This window comes from Mesorhizobium sp. Ca11, from assembly GCF_020165275.1.
Taxonomy (GTDB): Bacteria; Pseudomonadota; Alphaproteobacteria; order Rhizobiales; family Rhizobiaceae; genus Mesorhizobium.
Genome location: NZ_JAIUHU010000019.1, coordinates 70,995 through 86,018, shown reverse-complemented (window position 1 = coordinate 86,018; position 15,024 = coordinate 70,995). Strand labels below are relative to the sequence as shown.

Sequence of the window (15,024 nt, the reverse complement as noted above, 5' to 3'; positions counted from 1 at the left end):
GTTGAGATGAGCATCGAAGTCGAAGAACGCAAGCTTAATCCAGCGGTCGCTCTCCCCGCACTCGATGAATCGGCCCCGCGCGAGCCGCATAGGCAATTTGCGCTGAAGCATGAAGACTGCTTCGTCGTCGCGGACAGCTATGGCGACATACGCGGCAGCGGCGACGGGCTTTTCCGCGACGATACGCGAGTGCTGTCGCGTTTCCGGCTGTTCATAGGTGGCCGCATGCCGTCGCTGCTCGGAGCCTCGCTGTCGCAGGACAACATCCTATTCACCGCCAATCTCACGAATTTGGCCACCATCGGGCCTGACGGTAGTGAAACGTTGCCTGGGGTCGTGCACATCGAGCGGACCAGATTCATCTGGCACGACCGCATGTACGAGCGAGTCACTTTCGCGAACTACTCCGCGCGTGAGGTGTTGCTGCCGGTCCGGTTCGACTTCGATGCCGATTTCCGTGACATGTTCGAGGTGCGCGGCACCACGCGCAGCCGGCGCGGTCGTGCACATGACGCCTTGGTCGGCGAGTCAGGCGTGACATTTCGCTACGAGGGCCTCGACAATGTGGCGCGCCAATCCGTCATCGCGTTTTCGATGAGGCCCGACCAGATCCATCCCCATCATGCAGAGTTTCTCATCCTAGTAGGCAGGCATGGCAGAAAGGCGCTGTACCTGGAAGTTGGTCAGAACGAAGACATCCCGTCCAGTGACCGGTTCCGCGCCGCCGCGGCGCGAGCGCGATTTGCAATGCGCTCAAAGCGTCGGCAAGGCGCCACTGTTTTCAGCTCCGGCCGCGTGTTCAATGACTGGCTCACGCGCACACGTGCCGACATTGCCCTGCTGACCACCGATCTGGAGACCGGGCCATATCCGTACGCCGGTATTCCCTGGTTTTCGACTGCCTTCGGCCGCGACGGCGTCATTTCCGCCTTGCAAATGCTGTGGCTCAATCCCGGGCTTGCGCGCGGCGTGCTGGCGTTCCTTGCCCGCTATCAATCGACGGAGACCTCTGTGTTCGACGATGCCGAGCCCGGCAAGATCATGCATGAAACGCGCAAAGGGGAAATGGCTGTGCTGCGCGAGCTGCCGTTCGGCCGCTATTATGGCGGCGTCGACACCACTCCACTCTATGTCTACCTGGCTTGGTCCTATGCCGATCGCACGGGCGATGACGAGTTCGTCGACCGCATGTGGGATTCACTGTGCGCAGCAATCGGGTGGATGGAGGAAGTCGGCGCCCGCAACAGCGACGATTTCGTGACCTATAACAGGGCAGCGGACACGGGTCTCTTCAACCAGGGCTGGAAGGACAGCGCCGACGCCATTTTCCATGCCGACGGCAAAATACCTCGAGGTCCGATCGCGCTGGTCGAGGTGCAAGGCTACGTCTTCGCAGCCTATCAAGGCATGGCCGCCTTGGCAGCCAAGCGCGGAGACGCCGCCAAGGCGGCGCACTGGAGCGCTATGGCGGAAAAGATACGCAGCGCAGTGGAGGCTCGGTTCTGGATGCCGGATCGCGATTTCTACGCTTTGGCGATCGATGGAGAAGGCAGGCAATGCGCGGTGCGCGCCTCCAACGCGGGTCACCTGCTCTATGTTGGGCTGCCCTCGGCAGAACGGGCGAAATCAATCGCCGAGCAGTTGCTGTCGGGGCATCTGCACAGCGGTTGGGGCGTTCGCACCTTGGCCGACGACGAGATTCCGTTCAATCCGATGTCTTATCATAACGGCTCGATCTGGCCGCATGACACGGCGATCTGTGCCGCCGGGCTAGCCCGTTACCAGGAGCGCACCAGCGTCGTGAAGCTTATGAGCAGCATGTTCGAGGCGGCGGTCCGGTTCAATATGCGGCTTCCGGAGCTGTTCTGCGGCTTTACGCGGGCGATCGGTGATGCGCCGATTGCCTATCCCGTCGCTTGTCTGCCGCAGGCATGGTCGGCCGGTTCCGCGTTCATGATGCTGCAGGCCTGCCTGGGGATCCGCATCGACGGTTGGAAGCGCGAGATCAATGTCGATCGCCCGCGGTTGCCAATAGGCATCGACACCATCGTTATCCGGCACTTAACCGTGGGCGAGGCGAAGGTCGACCTCAATTTCCAGCGCGTCGGCGACCGCGTCGTCTGCTATCTAGGCGAACGGCACGAGGGCCTGGTTCCCCTGGTCGTTCGCTCTTAGCAACCGGCACAGTAGGGCCTGCCATCGATGCTCACCGGCATTCAGGTGCTGCTGGTGAGGTCTCTCGGACACTCCCCTTGAACCGAAAAGAGCTCCTTCCAATCTTTTCTCTTGGTCTCCAGCGGGGCGTGCAGGTGTTCGAATATCACCGGTGCATCTGCGGAAACGACCAAAGGGGTCAGTTGTTGAAGGAGGTCACTATGGACGGTGATGCTTTCAAGCAGCCGGTTTTCGTAGGGGAGAATGGCTACATCCAACAGATCGACTGCGTGATGGATGCCATTGAGTTTTTGGAAGAATGGCCTGTGGAGAGACGTGGTCTGCTTCACGCGGCGGCCTGCGAAGCGTGCTACTCGGCTTATGACGGTCGCAAACCAGTCGAGGCCGCACACAAGGCCTTTACGACTTGGGCCCGCAAGGTTGGCGTGATCGAGGACGTGCCCACAGCGCCGTCATGGATGACTGGGCCAAAGATCAGCAACGCCAACCTCTTGTGAGGCGTGCGAAAGGACTCCTCGTCAGGCGCGGCTTGCGATGAATACGTGCCGGAGCGAAACGCCGCGTCAGGGGCGCGTATATGGGACCTCGGCCGCCCCTCTTCCTATCCCATAGAACCGGGGTTGACTGATGGGGGCCGCGCCGCTGCAAACGCTGTCTGTTCGGCCGGACGACTTCGCCGCTCTCATGGAAGTTCGATCTCGCCGTCCACCACGTGGGTGAGGCCAGTGCCTTCCGCCGTCAGAGTCATGCGGACCTTCAACTTCTTGCCGCCGATTTGCCCTTCGCGCACCGTCTCCTCGATCTTGCGCTGGGAGGTGACGCCGACTTCCTTCAGGAACTTACGGATCGACATGTTGAAGGCATCTTCGCTCACGGCGGAACTCCTCTCTTGTCCGATAGGGATTTTAAGGGAAGGCAAAGCATCAAGGAAGCAGGACGGTGCCGTGTCCCCATAGGACTGGATGCCGAGCCCGAAGGAGCCTCGGGCTCGGTGATTGGAAGGTATGGAACCGTGATTGGCCTCTGCTGTCGCTAGTTGCGAAGGCAGAACGGTTTTCTAGAACCAACAATGGGGCTCGGCGACGTTGGGGTCTGTCCAATGGGCGAGAGCCCATGACCAGGTTCTGTTTTCCACATCGATAACCATGCCTTCACTCCTGATCCCGATCGGGTGGATCTCCCGGATTTGGGTGCGGCCACTGGAAGCGATGCGTCCTGCTGGCGAGACGATAAACGACAAAAAGCAGTCGTTCTGGCAGGATCCAAGCCAAATACGCCAACCTCAACCACTCACCCCTTGCAGCGAAGTCGGAAGTGTCAGCCCCCGCTAGCATGCCATGGACACCTGGCGCCCTGCCGGCGCCCTCAGCATCCAGAAATTGGGTTATTGACGCACGAGTCCGCGGCACTTCTCGCGTGATTGCATTTGGTATCAATCACATCGAGCCCAGTGTTGCAGAACCGGACTGGTCGTCTCATATGGCGCCCTTCGCCGGGGGCTGTCGGTCCCGCATCCCGCCTTACGGCGGCGCTATGCTGATGCTCCTTCGGCCGCCCTGTTGAACCGGTCTCAGGGCCACGAACCTGCTCCGGCACCGAACTGACCTGTTTGCGCTTACGGACATTTCGGTGCCTCCACTTTGTACGCCCTTTTCACATTGGTCGGGCGAGCAGTGGGCTCTCCCGATGGAGAGGCCGAGAAGGGCGGAGTTTTGAGCGACGGATTGATGAGGGAAAGAGAGGAGCACAGGCCCGGTGCGTGCAGACGTCGCCGAAGCAGAGTGTCGCCGAGAGCGACGGCGGCGCACCGTGCCGCTTGCGCGCCAGAGCGGGCAAGGGAAGCTACACCGCGGCGCAACCCGCCACCATCACGGCCTTGCATGCCGCGCCCTTGCCCGCCTTGCTCTTCGCGGCCTCCTGTTCCTGCCCAATTGCTTGGGCGAGAACCGAATAGAAGGGAGGCGCTGCACAGGTGCGCGGGCGAAAATGGAAAAAGCAGAAATTGAAGGGCTGAAGGACAAGGTACCCTGCGCTGCAGTGCTGGAGCGTGCGGGATTCGCCCTCGACGTCAAGCAGAGCACGCGCAAGGCGATGAAATATCGCCGTGAGGCGTCGATCATCATCGTCATCCATGACGGCAAGGGCTGGTTCGACCCGCTTGGCGACGACAAAGGCGATGTCTTTCGCCTGGTCGAACATCTTGAGAAGGTGCCGTTCGTCGAAGCCATGAACGACGTCGCCAGCCTCGTCGGGTTCGTGCCGTCCGAGCCTGTCTGGCAGCGGGTGTCCCGCCAGCGGGAGCCTGTCCTGTCGATACCGGAGCGCTGGCACGCACGGCGCAGGCCATGGCGCGGATCGGCGACCTGGCGCTATCTCACCGAGGGCCGGCATCTTCCCGATCGCATCGTCCGTGCCGCAATCAGCGCCGGCGTTCTGCGGGAAGGCCCGCACGGCTCGATGTGGGCTGCCCATGTCGACACCAACGGCACCGTTGCCGGCTGGGAAGAACGCGGACCGGACTGGCGCGGCTTTGCCACCGGCGGCGCCAAGGTGCTGTTCCGCCTCGGAAGTCCCGATGCGTTGCGCCTTTGCGTGACCGAAGCCGCGATCGACGCCATGAGCCTTGCCGCGCTTGAGGGTTTCAGCGCCGACACGCTCTATCTCAGCACCGGTGGCGGCTGGTCGCCGGCAACCGATGCGGCGCTCCGCGCGCTTGCCGCCAAGCCGGGTATTGAGCTCGTCGCGGCTACCGACAACAACAAGCAGGGCGACATCTATGCCGACCGCCTGCTCGGGCTGGGGGAGGAAGCTGGGTGCGGCAGTGATCGCCTTCGACCTATAGCGGATGATTGGAACGCCGATCTGAGAATGAAAGCGGAAGCAGGAGAGGAGGAAGGAGGAAGCTGCCGCATGCCCGCCGGTCGCCTCAAGGGTGAAGCTTCGCCCGGCTCGCGCCGGCCCTTGACCCGCCCGGGCGGAGAGGCGGCCGCGGGGGGAGGGTCCGGAAGAGCCGAAGAAGATGGTGATCAGGGGATGAACCGCGCTCCGGCTCCGCACAAGGCCAGGAGCCTCCCATGACCCAATCCTTCATCCGCAAGATCTACTTCGGCGTCACCGATCGCCGGCAGATGTTCCGCCTCTTCGACCGCCACGCCCAGCGGCCCGATCGCTGGGAGAATGACGACAGCGGCCTGTTTGCCGGCAAGTGGTTCGAAATCGCGCGAGCCGAGCACGATTACATGCTCGACCTGCTGCCGCCGCTCTGGATGCGCGGCGAGATGTTCGCCCTGCGCGAGTTCCTCACCGAGAGCCTGACCAGCGTCTTCTACACACTGCGCATCAACGGCAAGACGCGCTACTTCCATGCCTATTGCGACCTCGCGCGGCCCCGCTCGCCGGTCGAGATGCGCGACGCCATCGTCGAACGCGAATCCTGGCCAGTGAAGGCGATGACGCGTGCGGAGCGCCTTGAGCATGTCTGGAGCGCGACCCATGACGAGTACCGCAGCTACGCCGGGGAGCGCCTCGGAGCCGAGCATCGCGGCAAACGCACCATCCTCGTCTATGGCCTGGGGAGGCCCGAGCAGAAATTGCTCGATGACCTGACCGACGACGAGATCGCGGCCAAGCTGCCGGTGCATCTCAGGCACCTTCCCGTCCGCGCAGCGGCGTGAGGGAGGCGGCGATGTTTACCTTCCCGATCGCAGCGGTGCGCAAGGCCATAGAGCGCGGCATCGAGGATGCCGCGGCCAATGACGGCTTCCGCGATCCTTACTACGGCACCCGCCCCGGCGAGGGCGAGAGGGCGGGCGTGTGGCTGGTCGGCGACGAGGGCGTCTATATCATGTCCAACGGCAGGCTCGCCGAAGGGGCACGCGCGCTCGTCATCTATTCGGAGCAATGCCACCCCAGGGGCGACGTTGACTGGTGGGACTACAAGCGCCGCCACTTCGGCGCCGATGACGGCCTCGAGTTCATCGAGGCCGAGCGTCTGCTTCCGCTGTTCGACCGCAACCTGCGGGCTACTCACCTCAATGTCGAACTCACCGAGACTGAAATCGCGCTCTCGCTGATCACCCGCTGACTTCCCAAGCCGCGACATCGATCGCCTGGCCGACCCGCTCGGCCGGGGGTTTGCGCGCGCCTTCAAGACGAGGATTTCTCCAGATGTCCAACGACGATCCATTCACGCTCGATCTGTTCAACACCACCACGCTCTCGTCCAGTCTCGGCTTCGGCATCACCGCCTTCGGCAACGACTTCGGCGCCGACAAGGCCGAAGCCGAAGAGACTACGACGCCCGCCGTGCCGGAGTCGCAGCCGGCCTTCCAAACCGTCCACTCGCTGTGCCGCGCGGCCGAGGCCGGCCTGGATGGCAACAACTTCTTCCTCGAGACCGATCGCGGTCTTGCCCGGAGCTGGAAGCAGCGAGCCCGCGATAATCTCGATGCGATACGGCTCGCCGCCGAAATCGAGAGCGCCGATCGGCCGGCGACGCGCGAGGAACAGGCGCGGCTGATCCGCTTCACCGGCTTTGGTGCGTCCGAGCTCGCCAATGCGCTGTTTCGCCGTCCCGGAGACGATGATTTCCGCGCCGGCTGGCACGCAATGGGCGCCGAGCTCGAGGAGATGGTGTCGAGCACCGACTACGCTTCGCTCGCGCGCTGCACGCAGTATGCGCACTTCACGCCAGAGTTCATCGTCCGCGCAATGTGGGCAGGCCTGGTGCGTCTGGGCTGGCGTGGGGGCAGGGTGCTCGAGCCCGGTATCGGCACGGGATTGTTTGTGGCCCTGACGCCGGCAGAGCTGCGCGACGAAGTGCACGTCACCGGCGTCGAGCTCGATCCGGTGACCGCGCGAATTGCCAGGCTACTCCAGCCTCGAGCACGCATTGTAAATGCCGACTTCGCCCGCACCGACTTGCCGGCTGACTTCGATCTCGCCATCGGCAACCCACCCTTCTCGGACCGTATCGTCCGCTCGGATCGCTTCTATCGGTCGATGGGGCTGCGCCTGCATGATTACTTCATCGCCCGCTCGATCGACCTGTTGAAGCCCGGCGGTCTCGCGGCGTTCGTCACCAGCTCGGGCACCATGGACAAGACGGATCGTTCGGTGCGCGAGCACATCGGCAAGACCGCCGATCTGGTCGCCGCCATCCGCCTTCCCGAGGGCAGCTTCCGGGCCGACGCCGGCACCGATGTGGTGGTGGACCTTCTCTTCTTCCGCAAGCGGCCGCACGCCGAGGCCCAAGGCGATCCCTCGTGGCACGATACCGACGAGGTCAGCCCCGCAGATGGCGACAATGCTGCGATCCGCATCAACCGCTGGCTCGCCCGGCGACCGGATTTTGTGCTTGGCACGCATGCTACGACGTCGGGACGGTTCGGCGAGACGTATACCTGCCTCCCGTGTCCGGGCATCGATCTTGCACAGGCCCTGTCGGATGCGATCACCCTTCTCCCGGAAGCCATCTATGACGGCGAGCCCGAGAGGATCGATCTCAACGGGGGGCACACCGGGCACTTCGGTGAAGACCTCCCCGCAGGTCCCTCTATCCGCGAGGGCAGCTTCTTCGTCGCCTCAAACACGGCGCTGATGCAGATGGTCGACGGCGCGCCAGTGACCCTCACCGTTCGCAAGGGCCGGTCGAGCGATGGGGTGCTCGACAAGCACGCCCGCATCATCCGCAAGCTGATCCCGATCCGCGACGCGGTGCGCGAGGTCCTCAAGGCGCAGGAGCTGGATCGGCCGTGGAAGGCGGCGCAGGTCAAGCTGCGCATCGCCTGGTCAAACTTCGTCCGTGCCTTCGGTCCGATCAACACCACCGTCGTGTCGACCAGCGAGGACCCGGAGACCGGCGAGGTGCGCGAGACGCATCGCCGCCCGAACCTCGCCCCGTTCCTCGATGATCCTGATTGCTGGCTCGTGGCTTCGATCGAGGACTACGACCTCGAGACGGACACCGCCCGGCCTGGTCCGATCTTCACCGAGCGGGTGATCGCACCGCCCGCGGCCCCGATCATCAATTCGCCAGCAGACGCTCTCGCGGTCGTGCTGAACGAGCGCGGCCTAGTCGATATCGATCACATCGCCGAGCTGTCGCATGTCGATCCCGAAATGGTTATCGCCGATTTGGGCGACGCCATCTACCGCGATCCGGAGAGCGGCGCCTGGCGGACCGCCGACGACTATCTCTCCGGCCAGATCCGCGGCAAGCTCAAGGCCGCTGAAGCCGCCGCGGCTCTCGATCCCGCCTTCGAGCGCAACGTTAGCGCCCTCGTAGCTGTCCAGCCCTTCGATCTCGGCCCATCCGACATCACCGCGCGTCTCGGCGCGCCCTGGATTCCGGCCGCCGATGTCGTCGCCTTCGTCAAGGAAACGATGGGCGCCGAGATCCGCATTCACCACATGCCCGAGCTCGGTTCTTGGACGGTTGATGCCCGCCAGCTCGGTTACATGGCGTCCGGCACGTCCGAATGGGGCACCGAGCGCCGGCATGCCGGTGAGCTCGTCACCGATGCGCTCAACAGCCGCATGCCGCAGATCTTTGACACCACCAAGGATGGCGGCAGCGAACGGCGCGTGCTCAATGTCGTCGACACCGAGGCGGCCAAGGAGAAACTCACCAAGATCAAAACGGCCTTCCAAAACTGGATCTGGTCCGATCCCGACCGCACCGACCGGCTGGCGCGGGTCTATAATGACCGGTTCAACAACATCGCCCCGCGAAGGTTCAACGGGGACCATCTGCAACTTGCGGGCGCCTCAGGCGGGGTTTCTCTTTATGGACACCAGAAGCGCGGCATTTGGCGCATCATCTCGGCCGGTTCGACATATCTCGCGCACGCCGTAGGCGCCGGCAAGACCATGACCATGGCGGCCGCCGTCATGGAGCAGAAACGGCTCGGTCTCATCGCCAAGGCCATGATGATCGTCCCAGGACATTGCTTGGCGCAGGCCGCGCGCGAGTTCCTGGCGCTCTATCCGATGGCCCGCATCCTCGTCGCCGACGAGACCAATTTCAGCAAGGACAAGCGGCGTCGCTTCCTCAGCCGCGCGGCCATGGCGAATTGGGACGCCATCATCATCACTCATTCGGCCTTCCGCTTCATCGGCGTTGCGTCCTCGTTCGAACAGCAGATGATTCAGGACGAGCTCGCGCTCTATGAGGTCCTGCTCACCAAGGTCGAAAGCGGCGATCGCGTGTCGCGCAAGCGCCTCGAGCGGCTGAAGGAAGGCCTCAAGGAACGTCTGGAGGCCCTCGCAACCCGCAAGGACGACCTGCTCACCATCTCCGAGATCGGCGTCGACCAGATCATCGTGGACGAGGCGCAGGAGTTCAGGAAGCTCAGCTTCGCGACCAACATGTCGAGCTTGAAGGGGATCGATCCGAACGGCTCGCAGCGCGCCTGGGACCTCTATGTGAAATCCCGCTTCGTCGAGACCAGGAACCCGGGCAGGGCGCTCGTCCTCGCCTCCGGTACACCGATCACCAATACGTTGGGCGAGATGTTCTCGGTGCAGCGCTACCTCGGCCACGCGGCTTTGTCCGAGCGTGGCCTCCACGAGTTCGATGCCTGGGCTTCGACCTTCGGCGACGTCACTACCGAACTCGAGCTGCAGCCCAACGGCAAATACAAACCGGTCACCCGCTTCGCCACCTTCGTCAATGTCCCTGAGCTGATCGCCATGTTCCGCACCTTTGCGGATGTGATCACGCCCGAGGATCTGCGCGACTACGTCAAGGTGCCGGCGCTCTCGACCGGCACGCGGCAGATCAGGACCTGCAAACCATCTGTCGCGTTCAAGCGCTACCAGGCTCTCCTCGACGCCCGGATCAAGGCGATCGAAGGGCGCGAAGCGCCACCGGAGCCCGGCGACGATATCCTGCTCTCGGTCATCACCGATGGCCGCCATGCCGCGATCGACCTCCGCCTCGTCGATCCGGACAATGACAATGAGCCGGGCAATAAGCTCAACGACCTCATCGCCAATGCTTACCGCATCTGGCGCGACACCGCAGACGCAGCCTACGTCCGGCCGGACGGCACGCCGTTCGAACTGACTGGCGCCGCGCAGATGATCTTTTCCGATCTCGGCACGCTCAATATTGAGCGGACGCGGGGCTTCTCGGCCTATCGTTGGATCCGCGACGAGCTGGTGCGCATGGGCGTGCCGGCGGCCGAAATCGCCTTCATGCAGGACTTCAAGAAGTCGGAGGCCAAGCAGCGGCTGTTCGGCGACGTCTGCGCGGGCAAAGTCCGCTTTCTCATCGGCTCGTCCGACACCATGGGCACCGGCGTCAATGCCCAGCTCCGGCTCAAGGCGCTGCATCATCTCGACGTGCCATGGCTCCCCTCGCAAATCGAGCAGCGCGAGGGACGCATCTTGCGGCAGGGCAACCAGCACCACATCGTCGACATCTTCGCCTATGCCACCGAAGGCTCGATGGACGCCCAGATGTGGCAGAACAACGAGCGCAAGGCTCGCTTCATCGCCGCTGCACTCTCGGGCGACACCTCGGTGCGCCGCCTCGACGACCTCGGCGAAGGGCAGGTCAACCAGTTCGCCATGGCCAAGGCGATTGCCTCGGGCGACCCGCGCCTGATGCAGAAGGCCGGGCTCGAGGCCGACATCGCCCGGCTCGAACGCCTGAGGGCGGCGCATCAGGATGATCAGTTCGCCATCCGCCGGCAGATCCGCGACGCCGAGCGCGACATCGAACACTCGACACGTCGCATTGGCGAGATCGGCCAGGACCTCGCGCGGCTGGTTCCGACGACGGGCGAGGCGTTCCGCATGAGCGTGGGCAACGCGACATATGTGGAGCGCAAGCTCGCCGGCCGCGCGCTGATGACCGAGATCCTGACCTTGATCCAGCTCCAGCATGCCGGTACCCGCACCATCGCCGCGATCGGTGGGTTCGAACTCCAATATTGCGGCGAGCGCTTTGGCCAGGACAGCTATGGCTACATCACCACGTTGCTGCGCGCCGGCGCGACGACGGAAGTCGAGTTACCTGTGACCACCACGCCGCTTCGCGCGATTGTAAAGCTCGAACATGTGCTTGGCAATCTCGAGGAAGAGCAGGAGCGCGCACGCCACCGCTCGCGGAGGCCGAGCGGCGGCTCGCGTGCTATCGCTCACGCGCGGGCAGTACCTTCGCCTTCTCGGACGAACTGGCCGACAAGCGCCGCCAGCTCTCCGAAATCGAAAGATCGCTCTCGCAGGAGATCGATGGTGTACGCCCCGCTGAGGTGCAGGCGGCGTAACCCGCCCCCACGTTCTGAGCGGCCCTCGCCGGCTCGGTGGAGGGGCCTTCCCGAACGAAGTAGGGAAGCGAAAAAGCAACGAGGACTGCTCGCAGATCGGGCGGTCCGCCGACGCTGACGCTCAATCGCGCCGTCGCCATCCCGGCCCGTCATCCTGCGCAGGGCTGAAGAAGCCCCGCTTGCCCAGCCGGGCAGGGATGCTCCAACGCAATTGCCCCGTCCCGCCCGCTCCGCGGGCCGGGGGATGTCTTCGGAAAGAAGACGAAAAAGGACCGGCGACGGGCCTGTCCATAACCCACCAAGGAGCATTCCAATGGAACTGAAGTTTGTCGATCCGCGCTCGCTCAAGGACAATCCTGACAAGGCGCGGCGCTCCAAGTCCAGCCCTCAGGCCGACGCCTTGCTGCTGGCAACGATCAAGGCCATCGGTGTTGTCGAGCCGCTGATCGTCTTCGCTGAGGCCGATGGCGGCAATGGCTTCGTCATCGATCAGGGTCATCGCCGGGCGAAGCAGGCGATCGCTGCAGGTCTCGAAGGGATCGCCGTTCTGGTCGTGCCTCGAGCCGAGGACGGCGGCGCGATGCGCTCGCTGGCCACCTCGATCACGCACGAGCAGCTTAACCCGGTCGATCTGTGGCGTGCGATCGAGCGTCTCGTTGCGCTGAACTGGACCGAAGAGGCCATTGCGATCGCCCTCGCGCAGTCGGTGCGCCAGATCAAGAAGCTGCGCCTGCTCGCCAATGTGCTGCCGGCGATGCTCGACGCCATGGCCAAGGGCGATATGCCGAACGAGCAGCAGCTCCGCACTATCGCGGCCGCTTCGCTTGAGGAGCAGAAGGAGGTCTGGAAGGCCAAAAAGCCCAACAAGGGCGATCCGCAGGTGTCGTGGTGGAGCATCGCCAACGGTCTCACCAAGCGCCGGATGTACGCGCGCGACGCAAGCTTTGGCGACGAGCTGCGCGAGGCCTATGGCATCGCCTGGGTGGAGGATCTGTTCGCACCGGCCGACCAGGACAGCCGGTACACCACCGACGTCGAGGCCTTCCTCGGCGCCCAGCAGGAATGGATGACTCAGAACCTGCCCAAGAAAGGCATCATCACCGAACCGAACACCTATGGCGAGGTGAAGCTGCCGCCAAAGGCGGAACGCGTCTATGGCACGCCGAAGAAGTCGGATCACGCCGCGATGTATCTCGACCGCGAGGGAAAGGTGAAGACCGTTCACTTCCGCCTGCCCGAGGCCAAGAAGAAAGCCAACGCGACGGAAGCCGCCGAGGCGGTCGTCATGCCGAAGTCGCGTCCCGATGTGACCCGTAAGGGCATCGAGATGATCGGCGACCTGCGCACCGATGCTCTCCATGAGGCGCTGTCACAGGCGCCGATCGAGGACGACACGCTGTTGGCGTTGCTCGTTCTCGCCTTCGCTGGCCAGAACGTGCGCGTTGATTCCGGTGCCGGCGGCGATCATGGGTTCCGTCGCCGCATGCCTCGGCACGCCGCCACCCTCTTCGATGCCGAGGGCAAGTTCGCTTTCGACGCCGAGACTTTGCGCATCGCGGCCCGGGGCGTCCTCGTCGATGCGCTCTCCTGCCGCGAGGGCATGAGCAAGTCGGGCGTGGTGGCGCTCGTCGCGGGCGGCGCGATCGGGGCAGACAGCTTTCTCGCCAATATGGGCACCGAGGACTTCCTGTCCTGTCTGTCGCGTCCGGCACTCGAGGGCTTGTGCGACGACACGCCGGTTCTGCCGCGGGCGCGCGTAAAGGACACGCGGGCCGCGCTCGTCGAGCACTTCAAGGAGGGGCACTTCGTCCACCCGGCTGCGCTGTTCGCTGCCGATGCGGCGAGCCTGACCGAGTGGCTGTCCAAGAGTACCATCACCGAGGCCGAGGACGGCGTTGGGCCCGAAGTCGACGGCCTGAGTGGAGAGGACCAACGTTCCGAGAAGGGCGAGCTCGAGGAAGGCTATCGCGAGGCCGCCGAATAGACCTCTCCTCCTTTTGATCGCTCTGCCGCCGCCAGGTTCGCTTGGCGGCTGCAGGTGTACGGCCGCGGCAGCGAGCGCTGGCGATACAATGGAACTCCGGCGTAGGCCCAGGGCCATGATGGTGTGACCGTGTGGTGCGTGCCGAGACACCTTCGGTCGATGAATAGGCAGGTGGCCATGATCACCCGTCCTTCGGTTCCAATGTCGAAGTCGAGGCCCGTGCCGGTCCTCACTCGGGCTTTGTGCGGTCCTGAACCTGCGGCCGTCCGCTTCAAGGCCGCGTTCCGCGCCGCGAGGCGGCCGGATCGGTCCGGTCTCGGCATGGCAGGCCCGCGCCCCGCGCGAGGGCTGAAGAAAAGCCCTGCTTGGCCGCAACCCTTCCATGCTCGTCTCGGTCCGCCCGGACCCTGAAGCGCCCGTCATTCCGCCGGTTCTTTTTGGTCCGCGCCCGAGGGAGGGCCGGCACGGAGCCGGTCCTGGCCTCGAGAACCAGAAGAAAGGATATGCCAATGACCAGGAAAGCCGCCAATCCCCGCGCAACCGCCCGCGTCGCTCCGTTGCGCAAGGGCACTACCTTCCAAATGGTCCGACTCGTGTGTCCCGACGCCGCACAGTGCGCGCTCGTCTCGGAGAGCTTTGGCCTCCCGGTGCTCGACAGCGACGGCATTCGCGACTTGCACGAAAAGCTCGTCGTGGACACGGCCACGGCGCTCGACGAGGGGCTTGGGGAACGCGCCATGCAGATACACCTGCAACGCGTCGTAGGTGCCTTTGTCGCGTCCGCCTACGGGGCCGGCCAGTTCTACAGCCGGTCGGTATCCGAAGCTCGGGACGCGACGGCCAAGTCGGCCTGCGACGATCGGAACGAAGACGTCGCAGGTCCGGTCGGCTTCGACAGCGCTGCCCAGCGCAAGCGTGAGTTCGCCGCCGATATGGCACTACAGGCCCATGCGCTGCGCATGGCCGCCGAGGGGGCTATCGCGGCCTACGAGCAGGTTGTAGGCGAGGTCTGGAAGCCCTTCGAGCGTCCAGTCGAAAACCCCGGCCAATCCGTCGACCGGAAGGCGGTCGAATTGCAGATGGCGGCTCTCGGATGAACGTCGAGGGCGGGGCTCCGGTCCCGCCCTCCTTCCATGTCGAGCACGTCCGGTTCGTTCGTCCGTCGCATCGACTGCGCGGGGCCCAGCCGATTTTCAAAGGCCGAACATGCGGCTTTCGATCGTGGCCAAGTGAACCTTTCGTTGCGAGCGCCGTCTCCTGGGAACGAAGAGAGACAACCTGCTGCCGTGCGGTGCGCCCGAGCAATATGGCCGCATCGTCTCCCAATTTCCCGCCCGTGGCGACCACTTCGACACGGCATGTTCTTGTGCCAGCGATTTCATGTGCGCGACTTTGCATCGGGGTTCTAGCGTTGCTTCCGGCGCACGACGCTCCGGGGCGGCCGCCGATGCCAGTTCCTTTCGTCAGCCTCGGCCCGATCGGCATATTGGGCTCCCTTCACGGCCCAATCCCGCTCTCTGGTGATGGCTTTCCTAGTGCGGCTGCGGATCTTCCACGATCAACCCGCAAGAGGTCCGCTAGCATGCTGCG

General features: G+C 64.1%; 9 protein-coding genes. 8 read left to right on the top strand and 1 reads right to left on the bottom strand.

Going from position 1 to position 15,024, the window contains the following annotated elements; genetic code table 11:
* The first annotated feature begins 6 nt into the window (after positions 1–6).
* On the top strand, positions 7–2,175 hold the full coding sequence (locus LB538_RS26090) for an amylo-alpha-1,6-glucosidase (protein WP_224685881.1): 2,169 nt from the start codon (positions 7–9) through the stop codon (positions 2,173–2,175).
* Between the two features lie 200 nt (positions 2,176–2,375).
* Positions 2,376–2,672 (top strand): DUF982 domain-containing protein, encoded by a 297-nt coding sequence (locus tag LB538_RS26085; protein ID WP_224532395.1) that lies wholly within the window; start codon positions 2,376–2,378, stop codon positions 2,670–2,672.
* 185 nt (positions 2,673–2,857) lie between these two features.
* On the opposite strand, the gene LB538_RS26080 is transcribed toward LB538_RS26085, so the two are convergent.
* A complete protein-coding gene (locus tag LB538_RS26080) occupies positions 2,858–3,049 on the bottom strand; it encodes a DUF6494 family protein (RefSeq protein ID WP_140541140.1) in 192 nt (63 codons plus the stop codon).
* 1,112 nt (positions 3,050–4,161) lie between these two features.
* Here LB538_RS26080 and LB538_RS26075 point away from each other — a divergent pair.
* The 6 genes from LB538_RS26075 (at position 4,162) to LB538_RS26050 (ending at position 14,531) form a co-directional block, all read left to right on the top strand.
* The gene (locus tag LB538_RS26075) at positions 4,162–5,253 is read left to right on the top strand and encodes a DUF3991 and toprim domain-containing protein (RefSeq protein WP_263482497.1); all 1,092 of its coding nucleotides are present in this window, start codon (positions 4,162–4,164) and stop codon (positions 5,251–5,253) included.
* The gene (locus tag LB538_RS26070; protein ID WP_224532394.1) at positions 5,250–5,849 is read left to right on the top strand and encodes a DUF1419 domain-containing protein; all 600 of its coding nucleotides are present in this window, start codon (positions 5,250–5,252) and stop codon (positions 5,847–5,849) included. Before LB538_RS26075 ends, LB538_RS26070 begins: the two co-directional genes overlap by 4 nt.
* Before the next feature lie 11 nt (positions 5,850–5,860).
* On the top strand, positions 5,861–6,259 hold the full coding sequence (locus tag LB538_RS26065) for a DUF3085 domain-containing protein (RefSeq protein WP_224532393.1): 399 nt from the start codon (positions 5,861–5,863) through the stop codon (positions 6,257–6,259).
* Positions 6,260–6,342: 83 nt separating this feature from the next.
* Positions 6,343–11,568 (top strand): N-6 DNA methylase, encoded by a 5,226-nt coding sequence (locus LB538_RS26060; protein ID WP_411909062.1) that lies wholly within the window; start codon positions 6,343–6,345, stop codon positions 11,566–11,568.
* Positions 11,569–11,763: 195 nt separating this feature from the next.
* Entirely contained in the window at positions 11,764–13,434 is a 1,671-nt protein-coding gene (locus LB538_RS26055) for a ParB N-terminal domain-containing protein (RefSeq protein ID WP_224551798.1), read from the top strand.
* 509 nt (positions 13,435–13,943) lie between these two features.
* On the top strand, positions 13,944–14,531 hold the full coding sequence (locus LB538_RS26050) for a hypothetical protein (RefSeq protein ID WP_224532391.1): 588 nt from the start codon (positions 13,944–13,946) through the stop codon (positions 14,529–14,531).
* Positions 14,532–15,024: the final 493 nt, after the last annotated feature.